This window comes from Microbacterium sp. MYb64 (assembly GCF_002979495.1).
GTDB lineage: Bacteria > Actinomycetota > Actinomycetes > Actinomycetales > Microbacteriaceae > Microbacterium > Microbacterium azadirachtae_A.
On the sequence record NZ_PCOW01000010.1, the window covers coordinates 64879 to 83190 of the forward strand.

Here is an 18312-nt window from a genome sequence, read left to right on the forward strand (position 1 = left end):
GATCGCCGGAGCGCTCCGAAGAATGCTCGACGCCGCGGGAGGTCCGCGACGCGAATCTCCGGAGGTACACGATGTTCAGCACCACCAAGAAGTTCGCCGCCGCCGCATCTCTCGGCTTCGCGGGTCTGCTCGTCCTGTCGGGATGCTCGATGGGATCCGGTTCGGCGGCGGGGTCGTCCTCCTCGGCGGCTCCGTCGTCGGCCATGCCGAGCGCGGCGCCGACCATGGATCCGGCTGCAGACCTGGTCGGACCCGGATGCGCGGCCTACGCCAAGGCGGTCCCCGACGGGGCAGGATCGATCCAGGGCATGTCGCAGGACCCGGTCGCCGTGGCCGCGTCGAACAACCCGATGCTGAAGACGCTCGTCTCCGCTGTCAGCGGCAAGCTCAACCCCGACGTCAACCTCGTCGACACGCTGAACGGCAGCGAGTTCACGGTGTTCGCGCCGGTGGACGACGCGTTCGCCAAGATCCCCGCCTCGACGATCGATGGTCTGAAGACGGATGCGAAGACACTGACGTCGATCCTGACCTACCACGTCGTCGCCGGCCAGATCGATCCGTCGAAGATCGCCGGCACGCACAAGACCGTGCAGGGCGCGGATCTGACCGTGACCGGCAGCGGTGACAACCTGATGGTGGGCGATGCCAAGGTGATCTGCGGCGGCGTGCACACCGCCAACGCGACCGTCTACCTGATCGACTCGGTGCTGATGCCGCCGGCCAACTGACCCGCCTCGACCCCGGGTCCGGATCCCGGACCGTGCGCCCGCCCCGACAGGTTCAGCGACCGTCGGAGCGGGCGCCGTCGTCGCGCCAGAGCGCCCAGAGCCGGGCGTACGCGCCGCCCGCCTCGACCAGTTCGTCGTGGGATCCGAGCTCCACGATCCTGCCGCCGTCGACGACCGCGATCCGGTCGGCGTCGTAAGCGGTGGACAGGCGGTGCGCGATCGCGATCACCGTGCGCCCCTGCATGGTCGCCGCCAGCGCCGCCTCGAGGTCGCGCGCCGCGGTGGGATCCATCGCGCTCGTCGCCTCGTCCAGGATGATCGTGTGCGGATCCGCGAGCAGCACGCGGGCGAGCGCGAGCTGCTGCTCCTGCGCTCCGGTGAGCGGATGCCCGCCGGATCCGACCACGGTGTCCCACCCGTCGTCGAGCGCGTCGATCCATTCGAGCGCACCGATCCTGCCCAATGCATCGGCCACCTCCGGGTCGAGAGCGTCGAGACGTCCGAGGAGCACGTTCTCGCGCACGGTCGCGGCGAACACGTGGCTCTCCTGGGCGACCAGAAGAACATGCCCGCGCCGCCGTGCGAGCGGGATCGCGGAGGCGTCGACGCCGCCGACGGTCACCCGCCCGGCCGAGGGCCGGTCGATCCCGGCGAGCAGACGGGCCAGGGTGGACTTGCCCGCCCCGGAGGGCCCGACGATGGCCAGACGCTCCCCCGACACGACCTGCAGCGAGACGCCATGCAGCACCTCGCGCCCGGCTCGGTAGGCGAAGCTCGCCGCCGTCATCTCGACCGCGGTCGATGACGGTTCCGCGGCCGCGGCGGTCCCGTGCTCGACGGCTTCGCCGACGCCCAGGATCCGCGCGAACGACACCGCGCTGCGCTGCAGCTCGTCCGTCCAGTCGATGAGGGATTCGAGCGGCGCGACGAGGGCGGCCGCGTAGAGGGTCACCGTCACGACCGTTCCCACGCTGACCTGGCCGTGCACCGCCAGCCACCCGCCCCACGCCAGCGAGGAGAAGACGGGGATCGCGAAAGCGAGGTTGGCCCACGGCAGCATCGTCTGGCGCAGCCGGATGCGTCCCACCGCTGCGCTCCAGTGCGCAGAGAGGGCCGTTGTCAGGGACCGGTGCCTGGCTTCCTGCAGGCTCAGCGCTTCGACGGCTCTCGCCCCGCTGGCAGTCTCGTCGAGCGATGCGAACGTGGGGCCGTAGCTGTCTCCGAGGTGCCGGTAGACATCCGGTGCGCGCCGCATGTACCACCGCATCAGCACCACGAGCACCGGGAGGGCCAGGAGATAGACGGGGGCGATGAGGGGAGCCGCTGCGACGGCCGCGATGAGCGTCAACCCGACGGTGAGCGCCGAGACGAGGCTCCCGGGCAGGGCCCAGCGCACGGTCTCGCCGACCGCGTTGATGTCCTGGGTCGTCCGTGTGACGAGCTCGCCGGTGCCTGCCTCCTCGATCACGCCCATCGGCACGAGCAATGCCTCGGAGAGGAATGCGAGCCGCAGCTGGGCGAACACGTCCTCGCCCAGCGTCCATGCGCTCCGCGCCGCCGTGAGCACGAACAGGCTCTGCGCGATGACACCCGCGAGCATGCCCGCGCCGTAGAGCGCGACCTCCCCGATCCCGGCGCCGGCCCCCAGCCGATCTATAAGCAGCCCGACGAGCCGCGGCGGTACGAGCGAGAACGCAGCCGCCGCACCGTTGAGCAGCACCACGCCGACGAATCGCCCTCGGTGTCGGCGCCAGATCGCGCGCAGCTCCTGGCGCACGCGGGCGCTGCTCGCCCGGGGCAGGCCCGTCGTCATGCCACCCCCTCCGCCCTCAGCACGGCTCTGCGGTAGTCGGGGTCGCTCCCGACGAGCTGCTCATGCGTGCCCTCGGCGACGATGCCCGCCGCGTCCAGGACGACCACCCGATCCGCGCCGCTCAGCACGAGCGGGCTCGTGGTGACGATCATCGTCGTGGCGCCGGCACGGTGGACGCGGATCCCGGCGGCCATGCGCTCTTCGGTCGCGGCGTCGACCGCGGAGGTCGGATCGTGCAGGACGAGGATCGGGACGTCCGCGAGCAGAGCTCGTGCGGCGCCGAGCCGCTGGCGTTGACCGCCGGAGAACTCCACCCCTCGCTCCCCGACCCGGACGCCGAGGCCCTGGTCCAAAGGCTCGAGGATGTCGGCTGCATCGACCGCCGCGACGGCACGCAGGATATCTTCGTCGCCATGCGCGCCCCACGGGTCGAGCAGCTCCCGCAGCGTGCCGCTGAAGAGGAAGGGCACCGGGTCCGACACCACCACAGCACGACGCACCTCTACCAACGGCGTTGCCGGCATCGGACGCCCGCGCAGCCGCACGGGGTCGCCGTCGTCGGTGGACATCCGGGCGAGGCGGTCGACGAGGGTCCGCGCCCGGATCGGGTCGCGCACGACGACGGCCAGGGACTCTCCTTCCCGAAGCTCCAGGCCTGTCTGCGGATCGCGCAGCACCGCCGCAGGGGCTTCCGCGGCTGGTGCCGGCGCGTCGTCCGATGCGGCCGGAGCACCCTCCGGCCAGAGCGGTTCGACCTCGAGCAGTTCCACGATCGCCCTGGCCGCGATCAAACCGCGCACCACGACGCGGATGACCTGATTGAAGAGCGTCACAGGAAGGACCATGAAGCCGGCATACCCGTAGAACGCAACCAGCTCCCCCACGCGCAGCTCACCCTGCGCAACCATCGAAGCGCCGATCCAGGTGAGCCCCACCACCAGCACTCCCGCAATGAGCACGCTCAGGGCGTCGGCGAGCGAAACAGGTCCGGCCACGGTCTTCTGCGCATCCCGCGCACGATCCGAGCGCCGACGGAACCGATCGAAGAACCACTCCTCGCCGCCGATCCCGCGGACCACCCGCAGCCCCCGCACGGTGTCCATCGCGACCGCGTTCATCTCCCGCGTCGCCTCGCGGGCCGCGCTCTGCCGCGACCGCAGGATGCCGACGAGGAACACCTGCAGCATCGAGAACGCGGGGACTGCGACGATCACGAGCACCCCGAGCAGCACGGAGTCGCGCAGCAGCAGCACGGCGACGGTGATGAATGAGGCGAGCGCCGAGACCAGCGTGCCCACGTTGATCGGAACGAACCCGAACCACCACGCGTCGTTCGACGCCATCGTGACGACGGAACCGGATCCGAGGCGACGGTCGGCGGCGACCGTGATCCGGGTCGCCGTGTGCACGATCACCTGATCGACCCGGCACACCCCTCGCTCGTAGTTGATGGATCCGGCCCTGTCCCTGAGCCCCTGGATCAGGGAGTGCTGCAGCTGCAGCCACACCACGACGCCCAGCCACCTCAGGAAGGCGCCGTAGTCCCCGGCGACCAGCCCCTCGTCGACGGCACGGCCGATCGCCCAGGGGGTGAGGGCGAGACCGAGCAGCCAGATCACGTCGCAGACGACGCCCTGCAGCACGGTCGTCCACTGCATGCGGACGAGCCAGGCGAGGAACCCCACCGGGGTCACCCCGGTGGGTGGCGGGACGTACTTCTCGGGAAGGGCGATCATCGCCCGTCTCCTCTCGCAGCGGGGACAGAGTCGTCGACCCCGGGCTCTCGGCGCGGCGGTCGGGCAGGATCACGAGGATCCGTGGAGTCTCTGTTCAACGGCGCATGCCGCCACCCTAGCGACTTTCGCGCGAAATCGATATCACCGACTCAGGCGAGACCCTGGATCCGGAATTGCTCGACGTGATAGACGCTGTTGTTCCCCGTGTTCCACTGGCTCACACTCAGATGCAGATCCGACAGCGTCGAGCCGGGCAGGATGTACCCGCCGTAGAGCTGGGCGACATGGGTCGCGTCCTCGGCGCCCCAGTTCCCGCCCCACAGCAGCGTGGTCTTGGCGGCCGTGTAGAGGTTGTCCGTCGGGGTGTTCACGATCATCGCGTCGATCCGGTAGGCGTCGGCGTTGAACCACGTCAGGATCCACTTGCCGCCGAGGGGCCGCAGGCACATCTCGCCGAACTTGCCCGGCAGCACCTCGGTGGCCGGATTCCCCCAGCCCCAGGAGCCGTTCGCGAAACCCCAGGGCTGGTACGCGGACAGGGTGGTCATGCTGTTCTGCGGCACGCGGTAGAGCACGATGCCCTTGTCGCGCTGGAACCCGGTGCCGTAGATGTAGACATATCCGTCGTTGCCCTGGCCCCAGGTGATGCACTGGAAGTGCCCGCCGGCCATGTCGGCCGGGAAGGTGAGACCGGTGTGCTGCCAGGTCGCGCCGGAGTCATCGGACTGCCACAGCTCGGTCCAGCGCACCGCGCCGAAGGTCGGCCCGTTCACGATCGCGTGCAGGTACATCCGGGAGCCGATCGTGATCACGTCGGAGGGGATCACGGTCTCGTAGTACGCATCGTGCGGGTAGTACCAGAGCTGCGGCGCGGTGACCTGGGTGTTGGCGCCCGCCCCCGCCGCCCCGTCGAACACGACCCCGGAGGCGAGGTTTGCCGTCGAGGAGTACAGCGCGACCGGGGAGCGCCAGTTCGCGCCTCCCACCGCATCGGCCCAGGTGTCGCCGAACATGAACAGCAGCCGCCCGTCGGGCGTGCGCGCGGGGATCCCGAGATCGGTCGCGCCGATCCCGTACTGGACACCGGCCTGCGTGCCGGCGAGCACCTTCATGCGGGTGACGGTGAGCCCGGCGGCCGCCGCGGGGCTCGCCCCCAGCGCCGAGACGCCCAGTGCGGCTCCGGCGGCGAGGGCTCCCTGCAGCAGGCCGCGGCGGGTCAGCCGGTGGGCAGGACGGATCGCTTCTTCGGACATGGCCTTCTCCCCTTCGAGAACGCGACCGGCTACTTGAGTCCGGCCATCTTGATGTTGCCGATGATCTGACGCTGGAAGATGAGGAACAGGATCACGACCGGCGCCGCGGCGAGCACGGATCCGGCCATGAGCAGGCCGAGCTCGCTCGAGCCTCGGCCGGTGCGGAACTCGGCGAGGTACTGCTGCAGCACGAACTTCTCCGGCGACGTGATCGTCATGATCGGCCACACGTAGGAGTTCCAGTACGCGAGGAACGCGGTGATGCCCATCACGACGAACGGCGGCTTCGACAGCGGAAGGAAGATCCGCACGAAGATCCCGAACCGGCCGCAGCCGTCGAGCATCGCGGCCTCCTCGAGGCTGGCCGGGATGTTCAGGTAGAACTGCCGGATGAAGAAGACCGACGCGGCGCTCGCCGCCCCCGGGATCACCAGCACGGCGAGCGTGTCCAGCATCGCGAGCTTCGTCACCACGATGAAGCTCGTGAGCAGGATCGTCATCCCCGGGATGAACATGGTCGTGATGACGGCGACCCAGAGCGTGCGCTGGAACCGGAACTCGAGCCGCGCGAACGCGTAGGCCGCAAAGGAGTTCACGGTGAGGCTGAGCACCGTGAACAGGATCGCCCCGAGGAAGGTCCAGCCGAGCGTGCGCAGGAACGTCTCGTCGCCCAGGATCTTGCCGTAGTTCTCCCAGTGCCACACCTCGGGGAAGAACTGGAAGGGCGTGCTCAGCACCTCGGTCTTCGCCTTGAAGCCGGCGATCACCATCCACGCGAGCGGGAACAGCGCGGCGAGCAGGAAGATCAGGCCCACCACGCCCTTGCCGACGACCGCGGCCCAGCCTCCGATGCCGTGCGGCATCGTGAAGCGACGGTGATCCTTGCCGTCCAGGACGATCCTGGTGGTCTCGGGCACGGTGCTCTGGCGCGTCGCGCTCATCAGTCGACCAGCCTCTCGGAGTTGATGAACTTGAACACGAGGGCCGACACGGATCCCAGCACCACGAACAGCAGCAGCGCCGCGGCGATCGAGTAGCCCACGTTCACGTCGTTGCGGAAGTGGTTGAAGATGAACAGGTTCGGCAGGGTGGTCGAGTCCAGCGGGCCGCCCTGCGTCATGACGAGCGGCAGCTCGAACTGCTGGATCGCGGCGACGAAGCCCGTGATGAGCAGGTACAGGAACACGTTCTTCATCTGCGGCATCGTGATGTAGAAGGTCTTCTGCCACCACCCCGCGCCCTCCATCGCGGCCGCCTCGTAGTACTCCGTCGGGATGTCGACCATCGCGGCGACCATGATGAGCGACGTCAGGCCCATGCCGAGCCAGACCGCCGGCACGGCCACGGAGAGGAGCGCCCACGCCGGATCCCCGATCCAGGACACCGGGTCGATGTGGAAGGCGGCGAGCACCGCATTCAGGATCCCGCCGTCGTAGGCGTAGATCACCACGAAGATGATCGAGGCGATGACGCCGGAGATGATCGTCGGGATGTAGATGCTGACCTTGAGGATCGTCGCCAGGCGGCGGGACAGGGTCACGACGAGACTCGCGAACAGGAACGCGAGCACCAGCATCGGGGGCACCGTCAGGAGGACGAACAGGAAGCCGCGGCCGATCGTGGCGACGAACAGCGGGTCCGTCAGGACGTCGGCGTAGTTCTTCACGCCGACGAACTGCGGATCCTTGTAGAAGCTCCAGTCCTGGAACGACAGGAACCCTGCGTACACCGCCGGCCACGCGACGAAGACGCCGAGCAGGATCACCACGGGCGCGAGCATCAGGTAGGCGAGCTTCGTGTCGCGATTCCGGTACTTGGCGTGCCGGCGCTTCACCGTGCGCCGGTCGTCGATCGCTTCGGTGGCCATCGTCTCTCCCCGTCGTTCTGAGGTGCTGGGCGCGGGCTGCGCGGTCGGGGACGGCCGCGCAGCGGTCCCCGACCGCGCCGCACTCACTTCTTGGGAGCCTTGCTGGGCAGGTCCTGCGACTGGATGACCTTCTGGATCGCGGCGTTCGCCGTGTTGATCGCGTCATCCGGCGAGGCTGCGCCCTTCATCACCGACTCCATCGCGGTGCCGACCGCGAGCGAGACGTCCCACGGGTAGGTGGGCTCGGAGATCGCATCCGGCGCGATGTCGTTCGTGATGACGGTCGACCACGGCGCCTTGGTCGCGGCCTCGTCCTTCGCGACGGCGTCCTGCACCGACTTGCGCACGGGGACCTTGGTGAACTGGGTGTTCACGAAGAAGGGCACGAGGTTCTGCGGGTCGCCGGCGAGCGACCACTCCAGGAACTTCCCCGCGGCCTCGGCGTTCTTGGTCTTCGCGTCGATGACCCACTTGAAGTTGCCGAGCGTGGTGGCGGTGCGGCCATCGGCGTTCGAGGCGTTCGGGAAGGCGCCGATCCCGGTCTTGGTGAGGAGATCGGGGTAGTCGGATCCGATCTCGGACATCATCCACGAGCCGGAGACCTTGAAGGCGACCTTCTTCTGACCGAAGTCCTTGCCCTCGACGTACGCGGCGAGCGCCTGCTTGGGCATGTAGCCCTTGTCCCACAGCTCCTTGTACTTGGACATCAGGTCGCGATACCCGGCGTTGTCGATGTTCGGCGACTTCCAGTCGTCGGTGAGCGCGGTGTGCCCGGCGAAGTTGTACTGCTGGCCGACGGTCGACCAGGCGAAGGTGATGGCGTCGGACGAGGGCGAGATGCAGTACTGCCCCTGGGCGAGCGTCGGCTGGATCTTCGCGCAGTCGGCGAGCAGGTCGTCCCAGGTGGCCGGGGCCTTGTCGGTGTCGACGCCGGCCTTCGAGAGCATGTCCTTGTTCCAGAACAGCACCGTCTGGGCCTCCTGCAGGAGCGGGTAGGCGTAGTAGGTTCCGCCGATCTCGGACACCGACTTCGCGGAGTCGATGATCTCGCCGAGCTTGGACTTGTCGACGACCTTGCCGAGGTCGTACAGCTGCCCCGCGTTCACCGCGTCCTGGATGCTGCCGGAGTGCGTATAGATGTCGGGGGCCTTGCCTGCGGCCTGGGCGGCCTTCATCTTCTGGTCCCAGGCGTCGGCGGGGATCTCCGTGTCCTTGACGACGATCTTGTCCTGCGAGGCGTTGAACTTCTTGACGATGTCCTTGTACCAGGCGTTCTCCGGCGGGGTGAACGTGCGGTGCCAGAACTCGATCGTGGTCTTGCCGGAGGAGTCGCCTCCGCTCCCCGCGGCCTGACCAGGGGTGCTCGAGCCGCAGCCTGCGAGCAGTCCTACCGCCGTGATGCCGCCGAGAGCGGCCATCACCACCCGGCGCGTGCGCTGTGTGTCCGTCTTCATGGGTTCCTCCTCGGGAACACGACTTCCTCGTCGATTCGGTGCTGGGTCCGGCACGGGGGGCCGGGTCCGCGGTCGCGCTGAGTCGGCATCGACCGGGCTGCACTCAGAGTAGGCGAAATCGATTTCAGACACAAGACGCTCTTCGCGGATTCACTTCCGAACTCGCGACCTGGGGCTGAGGCGCTTCGCGACGGAAATCGATTTCAGGCACTATCGGACTGATCCCGGGCGCGCGGACGGCGCCCGCGGCGGCGCTCAGCGGGCGCTGTCGTCCGGGTCGTCGGTGAGGTCGTCGGGGTGCTCCGGAGTGTTCCCCCACGGCCGCCACAGCACGACCTCGGTGGAACGGCGGATCCGGCGGCCCGAAGGGACGGCCATGACGGATCCGGACGTGCCTGCGGCGAACACGCGCAGACCGGGACGGTTGGCGCGCTCCTCGCGCAGTGCGAGCTCGAGCTCGACCACGCGGCGGTGCAGCGTGCGCACCTCGTCCTCGAGGTCGAGGAGGCGCGCGATCGCGGGCAGGCTCATGCCCTCGCTGGACAACTGGGCGACCTCGCGCAGCTGCTCGATGTCGCGCATCGAATAGCGGCGGGATCCGCCTCGCGTCCGGCCGGGCACGACCAGGCCGATCCGGTCGTACTGCCGCAGGGTCTGCGGGTGCATCCCGGCGAGTTCTGCGGCGACCGCGATCGCGAAGACCGGGGTGTCGGCACTCATGCGCTCATCGCCCACGACGCGTCCCCTTGCTCCCTTGTCCGCTCCCGTCGCGAAAACTGCCGGAATTCCGCTCGGAAAGCGGCAGCTTCTGCGACGGGAGCCAGATCAGGGGGTCGCTCATCACGCCCGCGCCTTCGCCAGCAGCTCGGTGCGCGGGTTCTCCGCGGGCTCGGCCGCGCGGAAGCGCTCCAGCGCCTCGCGCGCGGCGTCGTCGAGGTGCGACGGCACGGCGACCTGGACCTCGGCGAGCAGGTCGCCGGTGCCCTTGGACGTCGTGACCCCGCGGCCCTTGACCCGCAGCACTCGGCCCGACGGCGTGCCCGCCGCGACCTTGAGCTTGACCGGATCGCCGCCGAGCGTCGGTACCTCGATGGTGGCGCCGAGCGCGGCCTCGGTGAAGGTGATCGGCACGGTGACGCGCAGGTTCAGCCCGTCGCGGGTGAACACCGGATGCGGCTTCACGGCGACCTGCACCACGATGTCGCCGTTCTCCCCGCCGTCGGGCGAGGGACGCCCACGGCCGCGGAGCCGGATCTTCTGCCCGTCCTTGACGCCTGCGGGGATCTTCACCTTGAGCGGCCGGCCGTCCTCGCCCTGCAGCGTCACGGTCTCGCCCTGCACCGCGGTCGCGAACGACAGCGTCGTGCGGGCCGTGACGTCGGCGCCCTTCTGCGGGCCGCCGAAGCCCCGGTAGCCGCCGGACGGCTGACCGAAGCGCCCGGAGCCGAAGGATCCGCCGCCCTGGTTGAACATCGCGAAGATGTCGTCGAAGTCGCCCTGCTGCCCGCCACGGCCACGGCCGAACGCGCTGAACACGTCGTCGAAGCCGCCGTTGCCGGCGCTCCCCGGAGCCGTGAAGCGCGCGCCGCCGGCGCCCATGGCGCGGATCTGGTCGTACTCGGCGCGCTGCTCCTTGTCGGAGAGCACCGAGTACGCCTCGCTGATCTCCTTGAACTTCGCCTCCGCCGCGGCATCGCCGGCATTGGAGTCGGGGTGGTACTTGCGCGCGAGCTTGCGGTAGGTCTTCTTCAGATCCGCCTCGGACACGTCCTTCGAGACGCCGAGGGTCTTGTAGAAGTCCTTGTCGAACCAGTCCTGGCTAGCCATCTGCTAAGCGGTCCCTGAGCCTGCCGAAGGGTCAGCGGGAACGGCGACGACGACCTTGGCGGGACGCAGCTCGACATCGCCCAGGCGGTAGCCCACCTCGACGACCTCGAGCACGGTGGCCTTCTCCACACCCGGAGTGGGCTGCTGGAAGATCGCCTCGTGCTGCTGCGGGTCGAACTCGTCGCCCTTCTCGCCGTAGGAGACCACGCCGAGGCGCTCGACGACCGAGCGGACCTTGTCGGCGATCGCGGCGAAGGGGCTTCCTTCCTCCAGATCGCCGTGCGCGGCGGCGCGGTCGAGGTCGTCGAGCACGGGGAGCAGGCCCTTGGCGGCCTCGCCCTTCGCGCGCTGGATCTCGATACCGCGCTGCTCCTCGGTGCGGCGACGGTAGTTCGCGTACTCGGCCTGAAGGCGCTTGAGGTCGACGAGCAGAGTGTGCTCGGCGTCATGGAGGGCCGCATCCTCCACAGCGTCCTCGGCGAGCGCGTCGTCGTTCTGAGCGATGTTCAGGATGTCGTCGACCGTGAGCTCTTCGGCGTCATCGGATCCTTCGACGGGCCCGAGGCCGGACGCGTTCGCGTCCGACCCCTGACCGCCGACCTCACGACCCTCTTCGGGCTCTTCGAAGTCCTTGGGATCCGTCATCACTTCTTCTCGTCCTCGTCTTCCACGACCTCGGCGTCCACGACGTCCTCATCGGACGCCGCGCTCTCGCCGGCCGGGGCGCCCTCGGAGGCACCGGGGGCGGCCGCGTCGGCCTGGGACTGCGCGTAGATGGCCTCGCCCAGCTTCGACTGCGACGCGTTCAGCTTGTCGAACGCGGTCTTCACGGCCTCGTCGTCCTCGCCGGCCAGCGCGGTCTTCAGTGCGTCGACGTCGGCCTTGACCTCGGTCTTGACGTCCTCGGGCAGCTTGTCCTCGTTCTCCGAGATGAGCTTCTCGATCGAGTAGGACAGGGTCTCGGCCTGGTTGCGGACCTCGGCCGACTCACGGCGCTTCTTGTCCTCGGCGGCGTGCTCCTCGGCCTCGCGCACCATGCGGTCGATGTCGTCCTTCGAGAGCGACGAGCCGCCCGTGATGGTCATCGACTGCTCCTTGCCCGTGCCCTTGTCCTTGGCGGACACGTGCACGATGCCGTTCGCGTCGATGTCGAAGGTGACCTCGATCTGCGGGATGCCGCGCGGAGCCGGCGCGATGCCGGTCAGCTCGAACGTGCCCAGCGGCTTGTTGTCGCGGGTGAACTCGCGCTCGCCCTGGAAGACCTGGATCGCGACCGACGGCTGGTTGTCGTCGGCGGTCGTGAAGGTCTCGCTGCGCTTGGTCGGGATGGCCGTGTTGCGCTCGATGAGCTTGGTCATCATGCCGCCCTTGGTCTCGATGCCGAGGCTCAGCGGGGTGACGTCGATGAGGAGGACGTCCTTGCGCTCGCCCTTCAGGACACCGGCCTGGAGAGCTGCGCCGACGGCGACCACCTCGTCCGGGTTCACACCCTTGTTGGCCTCCTTGCCGGCCTCGCGCTTGACGAGCTCGGCCACGGCGGGCATACGGGTGGATCCGCCGACGAGCACGACGTGGGCGATGTCGCCGACCTTGATGCCGGCCTCGCGGATCACGTCCTCGAAGGGCTTCTTGGTGCGGTCGAGCAGGTCCTTGGTGAGGTCCTCGAACTTCGCGCGGGTGATCGTCTCGCTCAGCGACACGGGGCCGTTCTCGGTGAGCGACAGGTACGGCAGGTTGACGCTGGTCGACGTCGAGGAGCTGAGCTCCTTCTTCGCCTGCTCCGCGGCCTCCTTGAGGCGCTGCAGTGCGATCTTGTCGCCCGAGACGTCGACGCCGGTCGAGTCCTTGAACTGCTTGATCAGGTAGTCGACGAGGCGCTGGTCCCAGTCGTCGCCGCCGAGGCGGTTGTCACCGGCGGTGGAGCGCACCTGGATCGTGGAGAAGTCGTCGTCCTTGCCCACCTCGAGCAGCGAGACGTCGAACGTGCCGCCACCGAGGTCGAAGACGAGGATGAGCTCGTCCTCCTTGCCCTTGTCCAGACCGTAGGCCAGGGCCGCGGCGGTGGGCTCGTTGATGATGCGCAGGACGTTGAGGCCCGAGATCTCGCCGGCCTCCTTGGTGGCCTGACGCTCGGCGTCGTTGAAGTACGCGGGGACGGTGATGACCGCGTCCGTCACAGTGTCACCCAGGTACGCCTCGGCGTCGCGCTTGAGCTTCTGCAGGATGCGCGCGGAGATCTCCTGCGGCGTCCACTTCTTGCCGTCCACGTCGAACGACCAGTCGGTGCCCATGTGGCGCTTGACCGATGCGATCGTGCGGTCCACGTTGGTGACGGCCTGGCGCTTCGCGGTCTCGCCGACGAGCACCTCCCCGTCCTTGGTGAAGGCGACCACCGAGGGGGTGGTCCGGAAGCCTTCTGCGTTGGCGATGACCTTGGGCTCGCCGCCCTCGAGGACGCTGACGACGGAGTTCGTCGTACCGAGGTCGATACCGACAGCACGTGCCATTTGTTTTCTCCTTCAGTCGGAAGTTTCTGGGAAAGTCTGCGCGATCCCCTGTTCCGCCGGAGAAGATCCCTCCGAAACCTGAGTCGCGATGACTCAAGGGTACGCCCGACGTCAAGAGTTGTCAACAAACTTGATACCAGTCGGCTCAAGTTTGAGTGCAGATAGTCCGCCTCGTCGTGAACCTCAGGCCCCGAGCGCGTCGACCGTCGCGTCGTCCAGCGTGAGGACCACCTCCTGGTAGGAGGCGATCATCGCCAGCACCTCTTCGCGGTACCCCTCGCGCCACAGCGCGCTGCCGTAGAAGCGGTCCTCCTGCTCGTCCCGGTGGAGGGTCGAATCGAACGCGCGCATGAGGACGTAGGAGACGTCGTCGTGCTCGCTCGCGCCGTAGCGCACCACGCGGATCCCCTGATCGGCGAGCATCGGCATGACCTTCGTGTGGAAGAGGTCGTGGAAGCTCTGACGGGCACCGGGATGCAGGACGTAGGAGCGGATCTCGAGCACGGTCATGACGACTCCGGAAGAGGGCGGCGGGCGCGGATGACCGCCATCCTCGCACGGCACCCCGCGCCCGATCCAGACTCTTCCGCGGTCGGACTGCGGTCAGTGGCTCCCGCCGGGAGGGCCGATCAGCAGCAGGACCGCGAAGAGCGCGGCGACCGCGGCGACGATGAGCAGCGCGAGCACCCACGGACGGTGCAGGAACCACCGCATCGTGCGGTCGTACCAGGCCGCGTCGCGCGGATCCTCCGTCTGCTCCAGGCGCCAGTCGCCGGCGAGGCGGCCGCTGCGGTGCAGCCAGATCTCGGCGGGGATCGTGGCGTAGGGCACGATCGCGCTCGCGATCGCGAGGATCGCGACGCCGACGCCCCAGCGCTGGTGGAACGCGAGCAGCACCGCCGTGGCGCCGTAGGAGAGGAAGACGAAGCCGTGGATGGATCCGGCGATCGTCACGAGCACCGGAGGCAGACCCGTGGCGCGGCCGATCAGGGCGCCGATCAGGAGGGTCCAGGTGATGGCCTCCGCGATCGCGAGCACGCGGAAAAGGCGGGCGGGAGTGGTGAACACGTCTCTCCTCGGGTCGGGTCCCCTCCAGCGTAGGGATCGGGATCCTCCGGCCGCCTCCCGCGGGCCTCCACCTTTCGATGGGTCTTCGGATCCTCCCCTGGGGCTTCCGCGCGAGGGCCATGGACCCGTAGACTCGGCGGGCACCGGGATCGCCCCGGGATCCGAGGGAAGGAGCTGACGATGAACGTCTCTGTTGTCGCGCCCTTCGCCGACCTTCTTCCCTGAGGCCGCCCGCCCGATCCCTTCGCGAGCGGCCCCGACCCGGAGCCTCTCGTGATCCCTTCCTCCGCATCCTCGGATGCTTCTGCTTCCCTTTTCCTCTCCGCCGCCGATGACGACGATCTCGGCCTGTCCTTCGCCGATGTCGAACTCGGCGAGGGCCAGCGCTGGACCACCTGGCCCGCCGCGACGCCGACCGAGCGCGGTCCGCAACCACGCCCCGACTGGGTGGTGACCTCGGCCGGCGCGGTCGACACCGAGCTCGGCATCCTCAAGACCGGCAAGGAGGCCGACGTCTTCCTCCTCGAGCGCGCCGTGCCGGGCGATCCCGGCCAGCGCACGCTCCTCGCCGCCAAGCGCTATCGCGGCACCGAGCACCGTACGTTCCACCGCTCCGCCGTGTACACCGAGGGCCGGCGCACCCGGAACTCGCGCGACGCCCGCGCCCTCGCGAAGAAGTCGGAGCACGGCCGCGAGGTCGCCGCCGCACAGTGGTCGCTGGCCGAGTTCGAGGCCCTGCGCCGGATGTGGGAGCTCGGCGCTCCCGTGCCCTATCCGGTGCAGGTGAGCGGCACCGAGGTGCTCATGGAGTTCATCGGATCCGCCGGCGGCGCCGCAGCGCCCCGGCTCGCGCAGGTGCGGCACGATCCGGAGGCGCTCCCCGATCTGTTCGCGCAAGTCGCCGCGCTCATGCGGACCTTCGCCAGGGCCGGGGTCGCGCACGGCGACCTGTCCCCGTACAACCTGCTCGTCCAGGACGGCCGCGTGGTCGTGATCGACCTGCCGCAGATCGTGGACACCGTCGCGAACCCGCAGGGGCTGGACCTGCTGCACCGCGACTGCGTCAACGTGTGCGACTGGTTCGCCCGCCAGCGCCTCGACGTCGATGCGGAGGAGCTCTTCGGCGAGCTTGTCGCGGAGTCGTTCGGGTGACCCTCCCCCGTTCGGGGCGTGATCTGCCGGTTCGGGGCGCACCAGGACGCCCGAACGTGGCGGGACGCGCCCCAAACCGGACTTGCGGACCGTCACAAGACGCGGACGTCCATCGGAGTCGATGTCGGTGTGTGAAGGACTTCCGAACACCGCCCACGGACATCCGCATACACTCCGACCATGCCCCGCCCCGCACTGCTCGCCGTGTCGCACGGCACCTCGGACGCCGCCGGCGCCGCCGCGATCGCGCTACTCGTGCGCCGCGTCGCCGAGCGCCTCCCCGACGTCGCCGTGCACTCCGGTTTCGTCGACGTGCAGGAGCCGGATGCGCCGACGGCCCTGGCCGCGGTCGAGGGGCCCGTGGTCGTCGTGCCGCTGCTGCTGTCGCAGGGCTTCCACGTGCGGGTGGACCTGGGCGGCGCCGCCCGGGCACGCAGCGATGCGGTCGTGACGGATCCGCTCGGGCCCGACCCGCGGCTCGCGGAGGTGCTCGCGCTCCGGCTGGCCGAAGTCCCCTCGCCCGGCGCTGATGCTGATGCCGACGCCGATGGTCCGGTCGTGCTCGCCGTCGCGGGATCACGAGATCCGCGCTCCCTGCCCGATGCCGAGGCGATGGCGACGCAGCTGGGCGCTCGTCTGCGCCGCCCGATCGTGCCCGCCTACCTTGCGGCCCGGGAGCCGAGCCTCGCCGATGCCCTCGCCGCGCATCCCGGCGCCCCCGTGGCGACCTACCTGCTCGCGCACGGCTACTTCTTCGACGTCGCGGAGCGCGTGGCCGGATCCGCCCTCACTGAGCCGCTGCTGGACGACGGCGAGCCGCCCGCCCCGCTCGTGGACCTCGTGGTGGACCGTTATCTCGCGGGCGCCGCCCGGCTCGCGGCACCCGCCGAGGGGCCGGAGTAGGCGCCGCAGATCCTGCGTCCCGCGGCCGGAATCCTGGGACAGGATCCCGCGCGGCGAGCGGTTCGGACGCGCGCGGCGGCGCTCCATCCAACCGCATCCGCCCGTGAAGAATCTGCACCATGTCGAACAATGACGCTCCGTGTCGGAGGGTCTGACACAGACGGGCGCCCGGGCGGATCCGCACGTAGCTTGTCCGCATGTCTCCCGAACCGACCGCTGCCGTGCGCGGCGCACGACCGACGACCGACCGCGCCCGTCCGCCGCGCCCGTCGTCCAAGCCCAACGGTCAGTGGCAGATCGATGGCACCGCGCCGCTCAACGGCAACGAGGAGTGGAAGCAGGTCGACAACGGCCTTAGTGTGCGCGAGCGCATCGAGCAGGTGTACTCGAAGGGCGGCTTCTCGAGCATCGATCCGACCGACCTGCACGGCCGCTTCCGCGTGTGGGGTCTGTACACGCAGCGCAAGCCGGGCATCGACGGCGGGCGCACCGCCACGCTCACGCCGGAGGAGCTCGAGGACGAGTACTTCATGCTGCGCGTGCGCATCGACGGCGGGCAGCTGACCACCGAGCAGCTGCGCGTCATCGCAGGGATATCGGTCGATTTCGCGCGCGACACCGCCGACGTCACCGATCGCCAGAACATCCAGCTGCACTGGGTGCGCGTCGAGGACGTGCCGGAGATCTGGCGGCGCCTGGAGGCGGTCGGACTGCAGACCACCGAAGCCTGCGGCGACGTGCCTCGCGTCGTGCTCGGCTCGCCCGTCGCGGGGATCGCCGCCGACGAGATCATCGACCCGACCCCGCAGATCGATGAGATCACCGACCGTTTCATCGGCGACCCGGAGCTCGCGAACCTGCCCCGCAAGTTCAAGACGGCGATCACCGGACACCCCAGCCAGGACGTCGTGCACGAGATCAACGACGTCGCATTCGTCGGCGTCGTGCACCCGGAGCTCGGAGTGGGCTACGACCTCTGGGTCGGCGGCGCCCTGTCGACCACCCCCCGCCTCGGCGAGCGCCTCGGCGTGTTCGTCGCCCCCGAACTCGTCGCCGACGTGTGGCACGGGGTGACCAGGATCTTCCGCGACTACGGCTACCGCCGGCTGCGGAACAAGGCCCGGCTGAAGTTCCTGCTGGCCGAGTGGGGAACGGAGAAGTTCCGCCGGATCCTCGAGACCGAGTACCTGGAAGCGCCGCTGCCGGACGGCCCCGCGGCCCCGCAGCCGACCAGCCCCGGTGACCACGTGGGCATCCACCGGCAGAAGGACGGCCGGTTCTACGTCGGCGTCACCCCGCTCGTCGGACGGATCTCCGGCCCATCGCTGGCGAAGCTGTCCGACCTCATCGAGGAGCACGGATCGGCGCGGCTGCGCACCACCCCGCACCAGAAGCTCGTGATCCTCGACATCCCGGAGGACCGGGTCCCCTCGCTCATCGCCGGGCTCGATGCGCTCGGGCTGTCCTCGCGTCCCGACCTGTTCCGGCGCAGCACGATCGCCTGCACCGGCATCGAGTTCTGCAAGCTCGCGATCGTGGAGACCAAGGTGAACGCGGCCGCCGCCGTCGAGCAGCTCGAAGAGCGCCTGGCCGGCATCGACCTGCCGCACCCCATCTCGCTGCACGTCAACGGCTGCCCCAACTCGTGCGCCCGTATCCAGACCGCCGACATCGGCCTGAAGGGCCAGCTCGTCACGATCGACGGCGAGCAGGTGCCCGGCTACCAGGTGCACCTCGGCGGCGGACTGGCTTCGCCGCTGCGGGAAGAGGCCGGACTCGGCCGCACGGTGCGCGGGCTGAAGGTCACCGCCGACGGCATCGCCGACTACACCGAACGCGTCGTGCGCCGGTTCCTCGCCGACCGCGAGGCCGACGAGACCTTCGCCGTCTGGGCGCACCGTGCCGACGAGGAGGCACTGCAGTGAGCACGTCCGAACCGGTCGTTGAGCGAGCGCAGCGCCCTTCGTCTCGCTCCGCTCGCTCAGGATCCGACGAAGGACG

At 69.3% G+C, this 18312-nt stretch carries 16 protein-coding genes; 4 read left to right on the forward strand and 12 right to left on the reverse strand.

From position 1 onward, the window contains the following. Positions 1-71: 71 nt before the first annotated feature. Complete coding sequence (locus tag CQ044_RS10755) at positions 72-731, forward strand: fasciclin domain-containing protein (protein ID WP_045270942.1); 660 nt, start codon at positions 72-74, stop codon at positions 729-731. A gap of 52 nt (positions 732-783) precedes the next feature. On the opposite strand, the gene CQ044_RS10760 is transcribed toward CQ044_RS10755, so the two are convergent. From CQ044_RS10760 to CQ044_RS10815, 12 genes are all read right to left on the reverse strand, one after another. Continuing rightward, positions 784-2544 carry an ABC transporter ATP-binding protein gene (locus CQ044_RS10760; protein ID WP_105688472.1) on the reverse strand — a complete coding sequence of 587 codons (1761 nt, stop codon included), beginning with the start codon at positions 2542-2544 and terminating at the stop codon, positions 784-786. Further along, a complete protein-coding gene (locus CQ044_RS10765) occupies positions 2541-4280 on the reverse strand; it encodes an ABC transporter ATP-binding protein (protein ID WP_105688473.1) in 1740 nt (579 codons plus the stop codon). The genes CQ044_RS10760 and CQ044_RS10765 overlap by 4 nt, the downstream gene beginning before the upstream one ends. A gap of 149 nt (positions 4281-4429) precedes the next feature. Continuing rightward, positions 4430-5533, reverse strand: a complete 1104-nt coding sequence (locus CQ044_RS10770; protein WP_105688474.1) for a DUF4185 domain-containing protein — start codon at positions 5531-5533, stop codon at positions 4430-4432. Between the two features lie 29 nt (positions 5534-5562). Continuing rightward, positions 5563-6474, reverse strand: a complete 912-nt coding sequence (locus tag CQ044_RS10775) for a carbohydrate ABC transporter permease (protein WP_219844957.1) — start codon at positions 6472-6474, stop codon at positions 5563-5565. Then, the gene (locus tag CQ044_RS10780) at positions 6474-7400 is read right to left on the reverse strand and encodes a carbohydrate ABC transporter permease (protein ID WP_105688475.1); all 927 of its coding nucleotides are present in this window, start codon (positions 7398-7400) and stop codon (positions 6474-6476) included. Before CQ044_RS10780 ends, CQ044_RS10775 begins: the two co-directional genes overlap by 1 nt. Positions 7401-7483: 83 nt before the next feature. Then, positions 7484-8854 carry an ABC transporter substrate-binding protein gene (locus CQ044_RS10785; protein WP_105688476.1) on the reverse strand — a complete coding sequence of 457 codons (1371 nt, stop codon included), beginning with the start codon at positions 8852-8854 and terminating at the stop codon, positions 7484-7486. A 255-nt stretch (positions 8855-9109) separates the two neighbouring features. Continuing rightward, on the reverse strand, positions 9110-9574 hold the full coding sequence (locus tag CQ044_RS10790) for a heat shock protein transcriptional repressor HspR (protein ID WP_181158278.1): 465 nt from the start codon (positions 9572-9574) through the stop codon (positions 9110-9112). 120 nt (positions 9575-9694) lie between these two features. Further along, positions 9695-10681 carry a DnaJ C-terminal domain-containing protein gene (locus CQ044_RS10795; RefSeq protein WP_045270938.1) on the reverse strand — a complete coding sequence of 329 codons (987 nt, stop codon included), beginning with the start codon at positions 10679-10681 and terminating at the stop codon, positions 9695-9697. 3 nt (positions 10682-10684) lie between these two features. After that, positions 10685-11326: a nucleotide exchange factor GrpE gene (locus tag CQ044_RS10800; protein ID WP_105688478.1), complete on the reverse strand. Its 642-nt coding sequence runs from the start codon at positions 11324-11326 to the stop codon at positions 10685-10687. Beyond that, complete coding sequence (dnaK, locus tag CQ044_RS10805; RefSeq protein ID WP_045270936.1) at positions 11326-13188, reverse strand: molecular chaperone DnaK; 1863 nt, start codon at positions 13186-13188, stop codon at positions 11326-11328. Before dnaK ends, CQ044_RS10800 begins: the two co-directional genes overlap by 1 nt. A gap of 183 nt (positions 13189-13371) precedes the next feature. After that, entirely contained in the window at positions 13372-13698 is a 327-nt protein-coding gene (locus CQ044_RS10810; protein ID WP_045270935.1) for an NIPSNAP family protein, read from the reverse strand. Between the two features lie 93 nt (positions 13699-13791). Beyond that, positions 13792-14256, reverse strand: a complete 465-nt coding sequence (locus CQ044_RS10815; protein ID WP_045270934.1) for a DUF3817 domain-containing protein — start codon at positions 14254-14256, stop codon at positions 13792-13794. 273 nt (positions 14257-14529) lie between these two features. Here CQ044_RS10815 and CQ044_RS10820 point away from each other — a divergent pair, with 273 nt between their 5' ends. From CQ044_RS10820 to CQ044_RS10830, 3 genes are all read left to right on the forward strand, one after another. After that, entirely contained in the window at positions 14530-15408 is an 879-nt protein-coding gene (locus CQ044_RS10820; protein WP_258133258.1) for a serine protein kinase RIO, read from the forward strand. A 180-nt stretch (positions 15409-15588) separates the two neighbouring features. Next, the gene (locus CQ044_RS10825; protein ID WP_105688479.1) at positions 15589-16311 is read left to right on the forward strand and encodes a sirohydrochlorin chelatase; all 723 of its coding nucleotides are present in this window, start codon (positions 15589-15591) and stop codon (positions 16309-16311) included. Positions 16312-16508: 197 nt separating this feature from the next. Next, a complete protein-coding gene (locus CQ044_RS10830; RefSeq protein ID WP_105688480.1) occupies positions 16509-18236 on the forward strand; it encodes a nitrite/sulfite reductase in 1728 nt (575 codons plus the stop codon). Positions 18237-18312: the final 76 nt, after the last annotated feature.